Here is a 15002-nt window from a genome sequence, read left to right as displayed (position 1 = left end):
CGATGGAATCCTCAAATCTTCCCCGACACGTCCTTTTGCACCCGGTTGGCCATGTCGATCAGCCGCCGCCAGGCCTTCTCCAGGAACGACATCACCCGATCGACGTCCTGATCGCTCGGCAGCGGGATCTCGAGCTTGCGCTCGCCCTCGGCGACCTTGGGCTCGGCTTTCTTCAGCGGGTCGGATTTCGGCAGCGCCTCGTCGATCTTGCCCGACACCGTCGGCCCCGCCGCGAGCTGTCCCTTCAACCTCTCGACCTCGGCCTGGAGCCTGCCGATCTCGGCGTCGAGTGCGGTCCGCTCGTCAGGCACCGCGTAGCACGCCCAGCCGGCGCCGTTCTTGGTGCAGGTCGATACCGTACCGGTGCGAGTGTCGAGCCGCAGCACGCCCTCGGGGATGGGCGTCATGCTGTAGCGACCATTTTCGCCGTCGGGCGCCGATTGCGCAGCCACGAGGCCGCCGCCGACGATCATCACTGCGGCAGCCGCCACTAGCCATGATGTTGTGGATGACGTCGCTGGTCTCATCGCTGTCTCCGCCACGGCGCTGCTGCGGCCTCTGTGCAATTCTACACCCCCATCGGGCAGTCCGCCGCCAAAAACCCGCCCCTGAAATCAACGAACGCGATGACTTCTTTGATCCCGGTCGTGCGGCGAAAGGACAGCTGCATCCACCGATCGTGAGCAGACCTGCTGCGGTGCGGCGTCACGCTGTGCGCAGCACTGCCGCACACGCCAATATCTCAAGATAAATCAAACACATACTAGAAAGCGACGCAATCGTGACTTGGCTTGACTTGATTATGGGCCATCAGTATGGTCCGCGCGGCTTTTGAGGGTGGCGGGCGTAATTTCCATTTGGCCGCAGCGTTTCGGGTCTTTGTCGCATGGCACAGAGCACGGGACACGGTGAGAATGGAGATCGCGATAGATCGTCCGAGGAAGCTGCGCTTTCCGAACGGCTCGGAAATCTCGATCAGCGGTTGTCCGAATTTCGCGACCGCCGGATCAAGACCGAGCAACCCGCAGGTGACGGTGAGGACAGAGCGGCCAGAGCCTCGGCGATGGCGCTTGGCTTCCGGTTATCCTCCGAGTTGGTCGCCGGTGTCGCTGTCGGAGCGGGGATTGGCTGGGGGTTCGACCGCTTGCTGTCGACGTCGCCCTTCGGATTTATCGTGTTCCTGCTGCTGGGCTTCGTCGCCGGCGTGGTGAATGTGGTGAGAACGGCGGGCGCGGGTCAAAACAGGCGCGGTGATTCGTAGGCCGATCCCACCAGGAGAGGAATGATCGTGCCGGCTTCGCCGGTACGGGCCGGCCCGGCCGGCAGACCGAGACCCGCCGGCATCGCCCGGCAGACCAAGAGATGCCGCGCTGATGAAAATCGACCCGATCCACCAGTTCAACATCGAGCCTCTCTTCACCCTGGGCCATATCGGCAATCACACGATCGCCTTCACCAACTCGTCGCTCTACATGCTGGTGGCGGTGACGATCATCTCGATCCTGATGCTTGCCAGCGGCACGCAGCTGGTTCCCGGGCGCCTGCAGTCGGTCGCCGAGATCTCCTACGAATTCGTCGCCTCGACCATCCGGTCGACGGCCGGCGCGGAAGGCATGAAGTTCTTCCCGCTGATCTTCTCGCTGTTCATGTTCATCTGCGTCTCGAACCTGGTCGGCATCATCCCCTACACCTTTACGGTGTCGAGCCATCTGATCGTCACCGCGGCGCTCGCGCTTCTGGTCTTCTTCACCGTCCTGATCTACGGCGTCGCCAAGAACGGCCTGAAATTCTTCAAGATCTTCGTTCCCCACGGCGTCCCGATCTACATCCTGCCGCTGGTCATGTTCATCGAGATCCTGTCGTTCTTCCTGCGGCCGGTCTCCCACAGCGTTCGTCTGTTCGCCAACATGCTGGCCGGCCACATCGCGTTGAAGGTGTTCGCGGGCTTCGTCGCCATGCTCGGCTTCTCGCTCGGCGCCATCGGCTGGGTCGGCGGCGTGCTGCCGCTGGCGCTCACGGTCGCGCTGACCTCGCTCGAGATCCTGGTCGCGTTCCTCCAGGCCTATGTGTTCGCGATCCTGACCTGCATCTACCTCAACGACGCCATTCATCCGGGACACTGAGCGGTCCGGGGAATTCCACCCACAATCCCATCTTTCTTCCAAGGAGTCTAAAATGGATCCGGCAGCAGCAAAACTTATCGGCGCGGGCATCGCGTGCATCGGCATGGGCGGTGCGGGCGTTGGCGTGGGCGTGATCTTCGGCAACTACCTCGCCGCGGCCGTGCGCAATCCGTCGGCCGCTCAGGGTCAGTTCGGCAACCTGATCTTCGGCTTCGCCGTGACCGAAGCGCTCGGCATCTTCTCGCTGCTGATCGCGCTGCTGCTGCTGTTCGTTCCGCTCTGAGGACGACGTTTTTCGCGCCGTTCCAGCCTCTGGGACGGCGCGTGTGACAGCAACAGGAGAACTCCATGGCTGAGAGTCATGGCGGCGCGAAAGGTCCGGCGGCGGGCGCTCACACCGGGGCTGACGGTGGTCACCACGGTGGCGGTTTTCCGCCGTTCGAGAGCAGCAGCTTTGCATCACAGCTGGTGTCGCTCGCGATCTTCTTCGTCCTGCTTTACGTGATCGTGTCCAAGCTCGCTCTGCCGCGCATCGGCGGTGCGATCGAGGCACGTCAGAACAAGATCGAGGGCGACCTCGCTGAAGCGCAGAAGCTGAAGGACCAGTCCGACGCGGCGCTGAAGGCCTATGAAAGCGAGCTCGCTTCGGCGCGCACGCGGGCGCAGGCGATCGGCAACGAATCCCGCGACAAGGCGAATGCGCAGGCCGAAGCCGAGCGCAAGGCGCTGGAAGAACAATTGGCGGCCAAGCTCGCCGGGGCGGAGAAGACCATCGCCTCGACCCGCGCCGCCGCCATGAGCAACGTCCGCGGCATCGCGGCCGATGCGGCAGGCCAGATCGTGCAGCAGCTCACCGGCGTCGTTCCTGACGCTGCGTCGGTCAATGCCGCGGTCGATGCGTCCTTGAAGGGTTAGTCGAGATGTTCTTCGAACCTGAATTTTGGGTCGCCGTCGCCTTCGTGATCCTGATGGTCGTGTTCGGCTATCTCGGGGTCTTCAAGACGGCGATGACCGCGCTCGATCATCGCGCCGAACGCATCAAAGCGGAGCTCGACGACGCCGCGCGCCTCAAGCAGGAGGCGGCCAAGGTGCTCGCCGACTACAAGGCGCGCAGTGCCACGGCCGAGCGCGAGGCTGCCGACATCATCGCCAACGCCAAGGCCGAAGCCGAGCGCATCGCGACCGAGGCCAAGGCGAAGATGGAAGACTTCGTCACTCGCCGGACCAAGACCGCGGAGAGCAAGATCGCGCTCGCCGAAGCCCAGGCACTGGCCGACGTCCGCGCCGCAGCCGCGGAAGCCGCCGTCCAGGCCGCCTCCACGATCCTGTCGCAGTCGGTCAAGGGCCAGGTCGCCGACGACCTGCTCGCCAAGGGCATCAACGAGGTTCGGCAGAAGCTGAACTGAGGGATTTGCCTTCATCAATCAAAAAGCCGGCGCGATGAGCGCCGGCTTTTTTGTTTGGCTGAACGACCCTCTTGTCCCGGACGCGACGCGGCATGCAATGACGCGACGCTGAGCCGGGACCCAGTTATGCCGCGGCCTGGGCCCCGGCTCTGCAGCGCACCGCTGAAAAAGCGCTGCGCTGCGTCCGGGGCACGAGCCTCGCCCTACTTCTTCTTCCGCCCCTTCGGCTCGGGCGAAAGCGCCTGCGGGTCGAAGCCGACGTAGAAGATGTAGGAATCGGCGACCGCGGCTGAAGGCGCGGGATAGGCCAGATCCTCGACAATGAAGGTGAAGGGCACGCTACCGCCCTCCGACATCGCGACCGTCGTCCGGTACGCCTTCGAGGCGATGACCTTTTCGCCGACGCCGCCCTGCACCACCGCAACACGCAACGGCACCTCGACCGTCGCAGGCGCGCCGGCGGGACCTGCGATGACGCGGCCCTGGATGCCGATCCGGGCGGTGATGTCACCGCCGCTCCGGGCGCATTCGCGCGCCATCTTGGTGATCGTTGCCTGGAAGCGGATGTCGTTGCCGACGGCCTGCTTGCCGTTCGCACCGACCGCATAGGTGGAGGCGCCGGAGCGCACGGTGACCTGCGGGCAATCGATCTCGTCTTCGGCTGGCTGGCCGGGCGTGGGCGCCGGATTTGGCTGGGCCGGTTCGTCCGGCTTGCCGCCAAACAGGCTCTTGAAGCGGTCGCTCAAGGACTGGGCCGCCACCGGCGGGACGGACGCGAGCGCAACTGACAACGCCAACGCGACCGCCGCCCCCCGCCGCAACGTGGTCCGCGATGACCGAAGCTCCTTCACCATCGACACCCATACTCCATTACAACATCCGGGCCGATCCAGCGGCCGGCCCCGCGCCGTTATATCGCCAAAATCGGCGAACCCAAGGCAAGCAAACAAAGCGGGGGTTTGGCCGCACGAGATGGCAGCTCAGCCGCGGAAATCCTCATGCAGCAGGCCGAACAGCAGGTGATCCTGCCAGATCCCATTGATGCAGAGATAACGGCGAGCCAGGCCCTCGCGGGAGAAGCCGCACTTCTCCAGCACCCGGATCGACGGCGCATTGGTGGGGATGCAGGCGGCCTCGACCCGGTGCAGATTGAGCTCGCCGAACAGCGTCGGCAACAGCACCCGCAACGCTGCCGTCATGTAGCCGCGATGGGCATGAGGCTGGCCGATCCAGTAGCCGATGGTGCCGGCCTGCACGATGCCACGCCGGACATTGGCCAGCGTGATGCCGCCGACCAGGGCGCCGTCGAGCTCTCGGAAGATCAGAAAGGGATAGGAGCGGTCCGCGGCAATGTCCTCGGAATAGCGGCGCAGGCGGCGGCGGAAGCCGGACCGGGTGAGATCGTCAGACGGCCAGATCGGCTCCCAAGGCGTGAGATAGTCGCGGCTGGTTTCGCGCAAATGAGCCCATTGCAGGAAGTCCGACATTTGGGGCGCGCGCAGCAACAGCCCGTTGCCGCGCGGCGCGAGGGCGGCGGGTCCACTGGATGGCAGGCGAAACAGGGCCATGGTGATGCTTTCCGGGGCGGTCTGGCCGTAGCGCGGCTCCTAATGCAACCGCGCCTTGGCGCGCGCCCGGGTCAATCCTTCCGCGAAAGATACCGCCGTGTCCAGACCCCTGCCACTGCCCAATGCGACAACGGCGGGCCGGCTCCGCGACAGCAGTGCACGCGCCGCGTCCCGCGTCGATTCGATGCTGACGGCGTCGATCCGGGCCACCAGTTCCTGCGCCGTCTGTGGCCGCCCATAGGCGAGCACATGCCGGGCGAGCTGCTCGGCACGGGAGGAGCAGCTCTCCATTGCCATCAGGAGACCCGCCTTCATCTGCGCCTTGGCCCGGGCGATCTCGGCCTCGGTCAGCGTCTCCACCGAATCGTTCATGATGTCGACCACGACCTCCATCATCTCCGGCGCGTCGGCCGGATCGGTGCCGGTGTAGAGGCCGAAGAAGCCGGTGTCGGTGTAGGGCGCGTGGAAGGTGTAGATGGAGTAGCAGAGGCCGCGCTTCTCACGCACCTCCTGGAACAGCCGCGACGACATTCCGCCGCCGAGAATGTTGGTGAAGACCTGGAGCGAGAACAGCGACGGGTCGCTCTGCGGCACGCCTTCCAGCGCCAGCGTCAGATGCGCCTGCTCGAGCTCGCGATGCACCACCTTGGTGCCGCCGTTGCCGAACTGGGCGGTCTGCGGCTTCGGCCCCGGCGTCCCCTCGAAACTCGCAAAGCGTCTCTCGACCTCGGCGACGACCTGCTTGTGATCGACCGCGCCGGCCGCCGCCACCACCATGTCGGGCCCGCGGTAATGCGTCGAGAGATAGCCGCGCAGCATGTCGCGGTTGAAGGCGCGCAGCGTCTTGGCCGTGCCGAGCAGGGAACGGCCCATCGGCTGGTCGGGATAGCAGAGCTCGTTCAGATGCTCGAACACGACGTCATCGGGCGTGTCCTGCGCGGCACCGATCTCCTGCACGATGACGTTCTTCTCGCGCTCCAGCTCGTCGGGCTCGAAGGCGGGATTGGCGAGGATGTCGGCGAGCACATCGAGCGCGAGCGGCACGTCGGCCTTCAGCACCCGCGCGTAATAGGACGTGGTCTCGGTCGAGGTGCCGGCATTGAGGTCGCCGCCGACCGCCTCGATCTCCTCGACGATCTGGCGCGAAGAGCGCTTCGTCGTGCCCTTGAACGCCATGTGCTCAAGCAGATGCGAGATGCCGTGCTCGTTGGGTTTTTCGTCGCGTCCGCCGACACCGGCCCAGACGCCGAGCGCCGAAGTTTCGAGATGAGACATCTCGTCGGTGACGACGGTCAGGCCGGAGGCAAGCTTGGACATCTCGACACTCATCCGGCAACTCCCTGCTTTGCGGCGCGGCTGACCGACAGCACGAACCGCTCGACCTCGGCCTGATCGTTCTTCATCACCCTCATGTGTTCGGATTTGGTCATCAGGCCGTCGAGCCAGGCCGGCAGTTGCGGCCGCTGGCCGCAGGCCGCCTCGACAGCCTCGGGGAATTTGGCCGGATGGGCGGTGGAGAGCACGATGCTCGGCACCTTCGTGTCCGTGGTGTCGCGGTCCGCGACGGCGAGCGCCACGGCCGTATGAGGATCGACCAGTTCGCCTGCTTCGCGCCAGGCGGCGCGGATCGCAGCGGCAGTCTCGGTCTCGTCGGCGCGCCCGGCATCGAACTCCTCGCGGATCGCGGCGAGCGTCGCATCGGGCAACACGAAACGTCCGGACTGCTTCAGCGACTCCATCAGACGGCGCACGCCTGCTGCATCGCGGCGGTTGGCCTCGAACAGCAGCCGCTCGAAATTCGAGGAGATCTGGATGTCCATCGACGGCGACGCCGTCGCGTGCACCTCGCGCACCTCGTAAATTCCAGTCTTCAGCGTGCGCGCCAGGATGTCGTTGACGTTGGCGGCGATGCGCAGGGTGCGCACCGGCAGCCCCATGCGCTTGGCGACATAGCCGGCGAAGATGTCGCCGAAATTGCCTGTCGGCACGACGAAATCGACCGCGCGCGCCGGCGCACCGACGGCAACGGCGGAGGTGAAGTAATAGACCACCTGGGCGACGATGCGCGCCCAGTTGATGGAATTGACGCCGGACAGCGAGGTCGCATCGCGAAAGCGATGGTTGTTGAACATCCCCTTCACGAGCGCCTGGCAATCGTCGAACGTGCCTTCGATGGCGAGCGCGTGCACATTGGCCGCGCCCGTCGTCGTCATCATCCGCTGCTGCACCTCGGAGATGCGGCCGTGCGGAAACAGCACGATGAGGTCCACATTCTCGAGTCCGGCAAAGGCTTCGACCGCGGCGCCGCCTGTATCGCCTGACGTCGCGACCACGATGGTGGTGCGCTGGCCGCGCTTGGCGAGCACATGGTCCATCAGCCGCGAGATCAGCTGCATCGCCACGTCCTTGAAGGCGAGCGTCGGACCGTGGAACAGCTCCAGCACGAACTGATGCGGCGACATCTGGCGCAGCGGCACCACCGCGGGATGGCGGAAGGTGGCATAGGCCTCGTTCGCCATGCGGCCGAGCTCGGCGTCCGAGATCTCGCCGCCGACGAAGGGGCGAATCACATCGACCGCGACCTCCCAATAGGGACGACCGAAGAAGCCGGCGATCGTCTCGGTCTGGAGCTGCGGCCACGTCGCCGGCACATACAGGCCACCGTCGCGGGCAAGCCCGGTCAGCATCACGTCACAGAAGCCGAGTTCGGGGGCCTCGCCCCGGGTCGAGATATAACGAGTCAAACTGCCCTCCAAAGGCAGGGCGAGCCGAGGCTCGATCCTTAAGCCTTTGATTTTACGAAACTACTTGCTAACAGCCAGAGGCTTTGGGCCACCATAAAGTGTTTTGCGGCATCGGGAAACCGCTCTTCCGGCCCCCTCGCCCAACGAAAAAGGGCTGCGGCATTGCCGCAGCCCTTCTCTTGGAAGGTCTGTCGTTGTGTGCAGACCGGTTTAACTCGTCGGGGTCGCCGACCGCCAAAACTGTTCCGACAAGCTTTCGTCGCCTGTCACGAAATCGTCAAGGGACAAAACCACGCGCGCCGAAAAATGTTCCTATTCTTCCCGACCCACTTCGAGCCCCGGGAGCTGCAGGACGGCCAAGTCCAGCCGCCAAATGCCGCTTTTTCCCGAAATCTTGCCCGTCACAGGAACGAATGCAGCCTCGACCCATTGTGTCCGCGGATGGGCGCCAGCCCGTTGTTCATGCATTGCCCGGCCAACGGCGGCGTCGATCCGTCGACCGAACCGCTGCATCCTGGAGCAGCCGGTTCGGTCGCTGGCAGAAGGTCAATTCATCCCGATTTCCACCGCGATCCGGATCAGGTCGGAGTGGTTCTTGGCGCCCAGCTTCTGCTTGAGCAGGGATGTGGTGTTGGCGACCGTCTTGTAGGAGATGCCGAGCGCCTCGGCGACCTCGACGATCTTGTCGCCGCGTCCAAGCAGGCGGAGAATTTCGAGCTCCCGCGGCGTCATCTGCGAGGCCGGATTGGCCTTGATCGCCGCGCCGGAAAACGTCACGGCCTCCGCAAGCTGTGGCGAGATGAAATTGTCGCCCGCGACCACTTTGCGCACTGCTTTCAGCAGGATCCTGGGATCATCGCCCTTGGAGACATAGCCCTGCGCCCCAAGCTCGACTGCCCGCACCACGAAGGCCGGATCGTCGTTCATGCTGAACATGATGATCTTGGCGTCGGGATCGTCCTTGCGGATGCGTCGCATCAGCTCGAAGCCGGAGACATCGGGCAGGCTGATGTCGATCACGGTGACGTCGGGCCGCTTGCTGACATAAGCGCGATGTCCGGATTTGGCATCGGTCGCTTCGTCAATGCGAATTGAATGGTCGGAAGCGAACAGGGTGCGGCAACCCGACAGCACCACGGGATGGTCGTCGACGATCAGGACCCTGGTCGCCAGCTTGGCGGTATCTTGCATCGCGCACTCTCGTGTTTTTCGACTCATAGACCCGCGGGAATAAATGGAAAGAGCAAATCCCGCCGATGCGCGTTAGAATTGACCTAATGTGGCAACGACTTTCGTTCCGAACGCAACTGTTTCTTCCGCTCGGCGCCAGCTTTCTCGCGGCGCTGATCCTGGGTGGCGTGCTGCTCCGGATATTCGCGACGGGCCAATTGGCGGAGGAGAACGAGCCGCGACGGCGCTCGACAGAGGCCATCGCCGCCGCGCTCAACAACACCCTGCGCGCATCGGACAATCCACGGCAGACGCTCGACGCCTTTGCCCATTCTTTGGACACCTCCTCCGATATCCAATTCCGTGCCGTGGAAGCAGGTCCCACGCCGTCGCCGAAGGACGACCTGCGCAAGCCGCATGGCGTGCCGCAATGGTTCATCGACCTTCTCGCCATCCCCGACATGCAGGCGGCATCCGCGGTGATGATCGACGGCAGACGTATCGGCGACATCGTATTCCTGCCGGACATGGCTGCCGATCTGTTCGAGAAATGGATCGGCTTTCTTGCGTTGGCCAGCCTGGTCACCGTGCTGATGGTTCTTACCGGCACGACCGCCTATGTCTTGGCGGGAGCTGTCCTGCGCCCCCTGCAACATCTCAGCGAAGGTCTCACGCGAATACGACGGGGCGACTACACCAGGCCGATTCCGGTCGGAGGTCCGCCGGAAATTCGGCAAGGCTGCGAGGAGGCGAATGCGCTGGCCGCAACGTTGGCGCAATTGAGCCGGGACAATCGCGATCTGATGCACCGCCTGGTGTCGCTCCAGGACGACGAGCGGCGCGATCTCGCCCGCGAACTGCACGATGAGCTCGGACCGCTGCTGTTCAGCATCCGTGCCGGCACGATCGCGCTGGTCGAGGTCTCCCAGCCAGTGGGAAATCTCGGCAATTCGGCGCAGGATCTGCTGCAATCGGTCGAGGCACTCCAGCAGACCAGCCGCCGGATCCTCGACCGGCTGCGGCCGCTCTATATCGAGGAACTGGGCCTTTCGACCAGCGTGCAGACCCTGCTCCGGAACTTTCGCAAGCAGGCACCGCATATCATCCTGACGGACACGATCGATGCCGATCTGAACGTGATCGACGGGCCGTTGGCTCAGACCGTGTATCGGTTGATCCAGGAGGCACTGACCAACGTGCTTCGCCATGCCAGGGCCAGCAACGCCCATGTGCATGCGACCGTCGCCGGCGAGACGCTCGTCGTCGAGATCTCCGACGATGGCGGCGGTTTTCCTGCAGACAACATCTTCGGCCGGGGCCTGACCGGCATGCAGGAGCGCGTGCGTGCGCTCAGCGGATCGCTGTCCCTGTTGCGCGTGGACGGGCGAACTTACGTGCGCTGCCGCCTTCCGGCCAAGCCGACGCGGGACGCGCCATCATCAGGCTAACACGCGCAGCCGTCATGCGCGTTCTGTCGCGCCGGTTCGCACAGCGTGCTGTGAATCTTGCCATCCGGGCCGAAGCGGAACGAGGCCTGAATGCGCAGCGCGCCGGCGACGGAATATTCGAGATTGATGCCGTGGGGCGCGGGATGGATCTCCTCCAGACCGAAACCTGCCGACGAGAAGGCGCTGAGCCGCGGCAGCCAATAGGCCTCGATCTCGCTCCGGCCGCGGTAGCGCCGCGTGCCGTTACACGTGCATTCGAGCTGCGCATCGTCCGCATAGAGGTCGAGCAGGGTCGTGAGGTCGCCCTTCCGGCAGGCGTCCACCCAATCGACGACAATTCCCATCTGGTCGAAATCGCTCACGACGCAATCCTGTCTGCCGCGGAAAATACCGGCGGCTTAGGATCACACTCGTGAATATGCGCTGAATAATAAACCCCGGGCGATACCGGGCTCTCTCGAAGTATCTGCATGAAGCTCAGCTCTGCCGCCGGCCTCTCACCCAGACGGCGAAGGCGATCAGCACGGCGCCTGCAAGCGTGAACCAGGTGACAGCATATTGCAGATGGTCGTCCTTCAGATTCACTTCGAGCGGGCCCGGACGCGGAATGCCGTTCGCGGGCGCGGGCTGCTCGAGGTCGATATAGAACGGCGCAACCGCGCCCCAGCCGAGCGCGCTTGCGATTCCAAGATGATCGCGCACGAACCAGAGCCGCTTGTCGCGATTCTCCGCCGGCGTCAGCCAGATTGGCGCCTCGGGAAAGCGCAGATAGCCGGTGAGCACCACCGGTTGGCCCGTGACGAGCTTCTTCACCGCGCGATCCTCGACGCCGCGGTCCTGCATCGTGTTCTCGACGAAGCCCGCATCGATCACGACCGTCTCGCCACCCGGGAGCCGAGCCGGCAGGAACGCCCAGGTGCCCGGGCCGGAAGCGTCCTTGCGCACCACGGAGCCGGAGGAATAGACCATCGCATCGGGCAGGGCTGCATAGGTCGCGGTGAAGCTGACGCGGCGGAATTCATCGCGGGCAGGGTTCAGCGCGGCCCATTGCGCAGACGGCGGCAGCGCCATCGGCGCCGCCGCAAGCCGTTCGGTGAGTGCCGCAATCAGCTCGTGCTTGGCTGTCCGGCGCTGCAACTGCCAGACACCGAGCGCGACGAACACAGCCGTCAGGAACAGCGTGAACAGCGCGAAGCCGGCCACGCGGCCCTTGCGCGCAGGCTCGTTCATTTCGCGCGATCGACCAACCGGCCCGGCGCCGCCTTGTGATGGAATTGCAGCGCGATCAGCAGCGATTTCATCGCACGCAGCGGCAACAGCGTGGTGGCGAGGATCAGCGGCAGCCAGAGCGCCGCATGCAGCCAGAACGGCGGCTGGTACTTGACCTCGACCACGAGCGCGCAGCCAACGACGATGGCGCCGGCGAGCATGATGATGAAGATCGCCGGACCGTCGCCGGAATCGATGAAAGCGTAATCGAGGCCGCAGCGGTCGCAAGCGGGCGCGAGCGTCAGGAAGCCCGCATAAAGCTTGCCCTGGCCGCAGCGCGGGCATTTGCAGGCAAGCCCGCGCATCGCGCTTTGCAGGACGGTGGTTTCGGACTGGGGTGTGCCGGCGCTGTCGTTCATGATGGCGGACTCTATCACAGTTTCCGCCGAAACTTCCGGCGGCCGTAACGCGAAAGGGCGGCCCTCCGGCCGCCCTTTCTGATCGGTTCGATGGGCTCAGTGCGCAGCGTGGGCCATGGTCTCGGCGCCGCGTCCCCAGACGTAGATGCAGAGGAACAGGAACAGCCAGACCACGTCGACGAAGTGCCAGTACCAGGCGGCGAATTCGAAGCCGAGATGCTGCTTCGGCGTGAAGTGGCCGGCATAGGCGCGGAACAGGCAGACCAGCAGGAAGATGGTGCCGACCAGCACGTGGAAGCCGTGGAAGCCGGTCGCCATAAAGAAGGTCGCGCCATAGACGTTGCCGGCAAAGGAGAACGCCGCGTGGCTGTACTCATAGGCCTGCACGCAAGTGAAGAGCGCGCCCAAGAGAACGGTGAGGATCAGGCCGTATTTCAGGCCCTGGCGGTCGTTCTCGAGCAGCGCATGGTGCGCCCAGGTCACGGTGGTGCCTGACGTCAGCAGGATCAGCGTGTTCAGCAGCGGCAGATGCCAGGGATCGAAAGTCTCAATGCCCTTCGGCGGCCAGGTGCCGGGGACCGAGCAGGCACCGGGCTGGGTGCCGAGACCGCAGCCGAACACCGCATCGCGGGTGGCGTGGACCGCGTCGGCCGGAAACAGCGCGGCGTTGAAATAGGCCCAGAACCAGGCGACGAAGAACATCACCTCGGAGGCGATGAACAGGATCATGCCGTAGCGGTGATGCAGCTGCACGACGCGGGTGTGGTCGCCCTTGTACTGGGCTTCCTTGATCACGTCGGCCCACCAGCTCGCCATGGTGTAGAGCACGCCGACGGTGCCGACGCCGAACACGATCGGCGCCGCGGAGAACATGTGGTGCATCCAGGCGATCGCGCCGACCGCCATGATGAAAGCCGACAGCGAGCCGACGGCCGGCCAGGGAGAGGGATCGACCAGGTGATAGTCGTGATGCTTGGTGTGCGCCGTGGCCATTTCCGTCTCTCTCCTCAATCCCGTGCCTATCAGGCACTTATCCCCTTGTTTCCAACCGCATGAGCGTCAGCCCGGCGGTCAAAGATTTCCCTTGCGCTTGTCGTCCTCGCTGGCGGCGAGCGGCTTCACCACGGGATCGCGCACCGGATAGAACGTGTAGGACAGCGTGATCGTATTCAGCCCGTCATTCTCGCGGTCCTCGGCGATCGAGGGATCGACGTAGAACACGACCGGCATCTCGCGCTTCTCGCCGGGCGCCATGGTCTGCTCGGTGAAGCAGAAGCAGTTGATCTTCTGGAAGTAGGAGCCGACCGTCAGCGGCGCGACGTTGTAGGCGGCCTGGCCCGCAGTGGTGCGCGCGGCCTGATTGGTCACGGTGTAGAAGACAGTCACGACCTGGCCGATATTGACCTCGATCTCGCTCTGCTCCGGCTCGAACTTCCATGGCAGGCCGGGCGCGACGTTGGAGTCGAAACGCACCGAGATCTTCCGCGCGATCGGGCCATTGGCCGGCGCCGAGGTCGCAACCTGCGTCGTGCCGTTGAATCCGGTGGTACGGCAAAACCAGTTGTAGAACGGCACCGCTGCGTAGGAGGCACCGACCATCAGCGCGACCACGCCGCCGCAGATCGAGGCGACCAGCGCGTCGCGGCCAAGGCCACCGAAACCAAGGCCACCGAAACGACCCTTCGTGGCCGTCCGGCTCTGATCCCGCGATATGGTCGGCTCGTGATCCATGTTTCCTACATCGGCCGCACTAGCACTGCCGGTCCCTTGACCATGGTGACGGCGAAGAACAGCACCACGAGCACGCCGAGCGCGAGCGCGATTGCGATCGAACGATGACGACGGCTCTTCTGCTGCGCCTCGGTGAGGACGATTCCATCTGGCTCGGGTTTGTCAGCCATCGCTGTGATCATGCGCCCCCTACCATCGGGGCAAGCGCCCGATACACGACCTCGGCCAGCAGGGTCGCGAACAGCGCGAACAGATACAGGATCGAGAATGCAAACAGCTTGCGGGTCGCGCGCAGCGACTGGCTGCGTTCGCGGCGCATATAGACGTTGATCGCGAGCACCAGCATGCCGGCGCCGAGGATCAGCGACACGATGCCGTAGACCGCGTCGAAATAGCCGAGCGCCCAGGGGGCAGCGGCAACCGCGATCATTACGATGGTGTAGAGCAGGATCTGCAGCCGCGTCGCGTCGGGACCGGCGACGTTGGGCAGCATCGGAATGCCGGCGCGCGCGTAATCGTCGGAGCGGAACAGCGCCAGCGCCCAGAAATGCGGCGGGGTCCAGAAGAAGATGATGGCGAACAGCAGCAGCGGCTCGACGTCGACCGTACCCGTCACCGCAGCCCAGGCCACCACCGGCGGCAGGGCGCCGGCCGCGCCGCCAATCACGATGTTCTGCGCGGTCCAGCGCTTCAGCCACATCGTGTAGATCACGACGTAAAAGAAGATTGTGAAGGCGAGCAGCGCGCCCGCAATCCAGTTGACCAGGATGCCGAGCGTCATCACCGAGAAGAAGGCGAGCGTCATGCCGAACGTCATGGCCTCGGGACGGGTGATGCGGCCGCGCGGGATCGGCCGGTTCGCCGTGCGCGACATCTTGGCGTCGATGTCGCCTTCGAGCGCCATGTTGAGCGCCCCGGAGGCGCCGGCACCGACCGCGATACAGAGCAGCGAGGTGATCGCCAGCACGGGGTGGAAGTGTCCCGGCGCCATCGCCATCCCGACCAGCGCGGTGAAGATCACCAGCGACATCACCCGCGGCTTGAGCAGCGCGATGTAGTCGCCGACCTCCGCCTCGGAGATGCGGGGATTGATGTCGATGGCATTGTGGTCGATGACGGACACTTAGATCTACTCGCTTCGTTATAGCGCCGCGGCGCCCGTCACGGGCGCCGCGGGAGATGGC

The 15002-nt window shown here is 64.7% G+C and carries 19 protein-coding genes; 6 read left to right on the top strand and 13 right to left on the bottom strand.

Annotation, left to right across the window (positions count from 1 at the left end):
* Positions 1-11: 11 nt before the first annotated feature.
* Positions 12-527, bottom strand: a complete 516-nt coding sequence (locus ACVIIV_RS10680; protein WP_456744154.1) for a hypothetical protein — start codon at positions 525-527, stop codon at positions 12-14.
* Positions 528-886: 359 nt separating this feature from the next.
* Between ACVIIV_RS10680 and ACVIIV_RS10675 the strand changes: the two genes are divergently transcribed.
* From ACVIIV_RS10675 to ACVIIV_RS10655, 5 genes are all read left to right on the top strand, one after another.
* Positions 887-1261 (top strand): AtpZ/AtpI family protein, encoded by a 375-nt coding sequence (locus tag ACVIIV_RS10675; protein WP_456744153.1) that lies wholly within the window; start codon positions 887-889, stop codon positions 1259-1261.
* 112 nt (positions 1262-1373) lie between these two features.
* Complete coding sequence (locus ACVIIV_RS10670) at positions 1374-2123, top strand: F0F1 ATP synthase subunit A (protein ID WP_456744152.1); 750 nt, start codon at positions 1374-1376, stop codon at positions 2121-2123.
* Positions 2124-2175: 52 nt separating this feature from the next.
* A complete protein-coding gene (locus ACVIIV_RS10665; RefSeq protein ID WP_007599451.1) occupies positions 2176-2406 on the top strand; it encodes a F0F1 ATP synthase subunit C in 231 nt (76 codons plus the stop codon).
* Positions 2407-2471: 65 nt separating this feature from the next.
* Positions 2472-3038, top strand: coding sequence for a F0F1 ATP synthase subunit B (locus ACVIIV_RS10660; RefSeq protein ID WP_456744151.1), 567 nt, complete (start codon positions 2472-2474; stop codon positions 3036-3038).
* 5 nt (positions 3039-3043) lie between these two features.
* Positions 3044-3529 carry a F0F1 ATP synthase subunit B family protein gene (locus ACVIIV_RS10655; RefSeq protein WP_456744150.1) on the top strand — a complete coding sequence of 162 codons (486 nt, stop codon included), beginning with the start codon at positions 3044-3046 and terminating at the stop codon, positions 3527-3529.
* 203 nt (positions 3530-3732) lie between these two features.
* Here the strand turns inward: ACVIIV_RS10655 and ACVIIV_RS10650 are convergent, their stop codons facing one another.
* From ACVIIV_RS10650 to ACVIIV_RS10630, 5 genes are all read right to left on the bottom strand, one after another.
* Positions 3733-4383, bottom strand: coding sequence for a hypothetical protein (locus tag ACVIIV_RS10650; RefSeq protein WP_456748700.1), 651 nt, complete (start codon positions 4381-4383; stop codon positions 3733-3735).
* Between the two features lie 126 nt (positions 4384-4509).
* The gene (locus ACVIIV_RS10645; protein ID WP_456744149.1) at positions 4510-5097 is read right to left on the bottom strand and encodes a GNAT family N-acetyltransferase; all 588 of its coding nucleotides are present in this window, start codon (positions 5095-5097) and stop codon (positions 4510-4512) included.
* Between the two features lie 39 nt (positions 5098-5136).
* Entirely contained in the window at positions 5137-6426 is a 1290-nt protein-coding gene (locus tag ACVIIV_RS10640) for a M16 family metallopeptidase (RefSeq protein WP_456744148.1), read from the bottom strand.
* On the bottom strand, positions 6423-7841 hold the full coding sequence (gene thrC, locus ACVIIV_RS10635) for a threonine synthase (RefSeq protein ID WP_456744147.1): 1419 nt from the start codon (positions 7839-7841) through the stop codon (positions 6423-6425). Before thrC ends, ACVIIV_RS10640 begins: the two co-directional genes overlap by 4 nt.
* A 546-nt stretch (positions 7842-8387) precedes the next feature.
* The gene (locus tag ACVIIV_RS10630; RefSeq protein ID WP_122400707.1) at positions 8388-9032 is read right to left on the bottom strand and encodes a response regulator transcription factor; all 645 of its coding nucleotides are present in this window, start codon (positions 9030-9032) and stop codon (positions 8388-8390) included.
* An 86-nt stretch (positions 9033-9118) separates the two neighbouring features.
* Here ACVIIV_RS10630 and ACVIIV_RS10625 point away from each other — a divergent pair, with 86 nt between their 5' ends.
* Positions 9119-10459: an ATP-binding protein gene (locus ACVIIV_RS10625; protein WP_456744146.1), complete on the top strand. Its 1341-nt coding sequence runs from the start codon at positions 9119-9121 to the stop codon at positions 10457-10459.
* Here ACVIIV_RS10625 and ACVIIV_RS10620 read toward each other — a convergent pair.
* From ACVIIV_RS10620 to ACVIIV_RS10590, 7 genes are all read right to left on the bottom strand, one after another.
* Positions 10456-10821 carry a nuclear transport factor 2 family protein gene (locus ACVIIV_RS10620; protein WP_456744145.1) on the bottom strand — a complete coding sequence of 122 codons (366 nt, stop codon included), beginning with the start codon at positions 10819-10821 and terminating at the stop codon, positions 10456-10458. The genes ACVIIV_RS10625 and ACVIIV_RS10620 overlap by 4 nt on opposite strands.
* A 115-nt stretch (positions 10822-10936) precedes the next feature.
* Positions 10937-11689 (bottom strand): SURF1 family protein, encoded by a 753-nt coding sequence (locus ACVIIV_RS10615; RefSeq protein ID WP_456744144.1) that lies wholly within the window; start codon positions 11687-11689, stop codon positions 10937-10939.
* Positions 11686-12087: a DUF983 domain-containing protein gene (locus ACVIIV_RS10610; protein ID WP_456744143.1), complete on the bottom strand. Its 402-nt coding sequence runs from the start codon at positions 12085-12087 to the stop codon at positions 11686-11688. The genes ACVIIV_RS10615 and ACVIIV_RS10610 overlap by 4 nt, the downstream gene beginning before the upstream one ends.
* A 96-nt stretch (positions 12088-12183) precedes the next feature.
* On the bottom strand, positions 12184-13080 hold the full coding sequence (locus ACVIIV_RS10605) for a cytochrome c oxidase subunit 3 (protein WP_027574311.1): 897 nt from the start codon (positions 13078-13080) through the stop codon (positions 12184-12186).
* Positions 13081-13158: 78 nt separating this feature from the next.
* Positions 13159-13818 (bottom strand): cytochrome c oxidase assembly protein, encoded by a 660-nt coding sequence (locus tag ACVIIV_RS10600; protein WP_456744142.1) that lies wholly within the window; start codon positions 13816-13818, stop codon positions 13159-13161.
* 5 nt (positions 13819-13823) lie between these two features.
* Positions 13824-14000, bottom strand: coding sequence for a CoxF protein (locus ACVIIV_RS10595; protein ID WP_456744141.1), 177 nt, complete (start codon positions 13998-14000; stop codon positions 13824-13826).
* Positions 13997-14941, bottom strand: a complete 945-nt coding sequence (locus ACVIIV_RS10590; protein WP_456744140.1) for a heme o synthase — start codon at positions 14939-14941, stop codon at positions 13997-13999. Before ACVIIV_RS10590 ends, ACVIIV_RS10595 begins: the two co-directional genes overlap by 4 nt.
* Positions 14942-15002: the final 61 nt, after the last annotated feature.

It is taken from the genome of Bradyrhizobium sp. USDA 4354, assembly GCF_054060315.1.
Note: the sequence above shows the minus strand (reverse complement) of the source record. Positions and strands in the feature narration are given on the sequence as shown.

What these genes read in the sequence shown, in the direction of transcription:
- ACVIIV_RS10675 (WP_456744153.1), top strand. Translation starts at nt 887, where the DNA reads ATGGCACAGAGCACGGGACACGGTGAGAATGGAGATCGCGATAGATCG.
- ACVIIV_RS10625 (WP_456744146.1), top strand. Translation starts at nt 9,119, where the DNA reads ATGTGGCAACGACTTTCGTTCCGAACGCAACTGTTTCTTCCGCTCGGC.
- ACVIIV_RS10630 (WP_122400707.1), bottom strand. Translation starts at nt 9,032, where the DNA reads ATGCAAGATACCGCCAAGCTGGCGACCAGGGTCCTGATCGTCGACGAC.
- ACVIIV_RS10640 (WP_456744148.1), bottom strand. Translation starts at nt 6,426, where the DNA reads ATGAGTGTCGAGATGTCCAAGCTTGCCTCCGGCCTGACCGTCGTCACC.
- ACVIIV_RS10680 (WP_456744154.1), bottom strand. Translation starts at nt 527, where the DNA reads ATGAGACCAGCGACGTCATCCACAACATCATGGCTAGTGGCGGCTGCC.
- ACVIIV_RS10605 (WP_027574311.1), bottom strand. Translation starts at nt 13,080, where the DNA reads ATGGCCACGGCGCACACCAAGCATCACGACTATCACCTGGTCGATCCC.
- ACVIIV_RS10610 (WP_456744143.1), bottom strand. Translation starts at nt 12,087, where the DNA reads ATGAACGACAGCGCCGGCACACCCCAGTCCGAAACCACCGTCCTGCAA.
- ACVIIV_RS10650 (WP_456748700.1), bottom strand. Translation starts at nt 4,383, where the DNA reads ATGGTGAAGGAGCTTCGGTCATCGCGGACCACGTTGCGGCGGGGGGCG.
- ACVIIV_RS10660 (WP_456744151.1), top strand. Translation starts at nt 2,472, where the DNA reads ATGGCTGAGAGTCATGGCGGCGCGAAAGGTCCGGCGGCGGGCGCTCAC.
- ACVIIV_RS10615 (WP_456744144.1), bottom strand. Translation starts at nt 11,689, where the DNA reads ATGAACGAGCCTGCGCGCAAGGGCCGCGTGGCCGGCTTCGCGCTGTTC.
- ACVIIV_RS10645 (WP_456744149.1), bottom strand. Translation starts at nt 5,097, where the DNA reads ATGGCCCTGTTTCGCCTGCCATCCAGTGGACCCGCCGCCCTCGCGCCG.
- ACVIIV_RS10600 (WP_456744142.1), bottom strand. Translation starts at nt 13,818, where the DNA reads ATGGATCACGAGCCGACCATATCGCGGGATCAGAGCCGGACGGCCACG.
- ACVIIV_RS10655 (WP_456744150.1), top strand. Translation starts at nt 3,044, where the DNA reads ATGTTCTTCGAACCTGAATTTTGGGTCGCCGTCGCCTTCGTGATCCTG.
- ACVIIV_RS10595 (WP_456744141.1), bottom strand. Translation starts at nt 14,000, where the DNA reads ATGATCACAGCGATGGCTGACAAACCCGAGCCAGATGGAATCGTCCTC.
- ACVIIV_RS10665 (WP_007599451.1), top strand. Translation starts at nt 2,176, where the DNA reads ATGGATCCGGCAGCAGCAAAACTTATCGGCGCGGGCATCGCGTGCATC.
- ACVIIV_RS10670 (WP_456744152.1), top strand. Translation starts at nt 1,374, where the DNA reads ATGAAAATCGACCCGATCCACCAGTTCAACATCGAGCCTCTCTTCACC.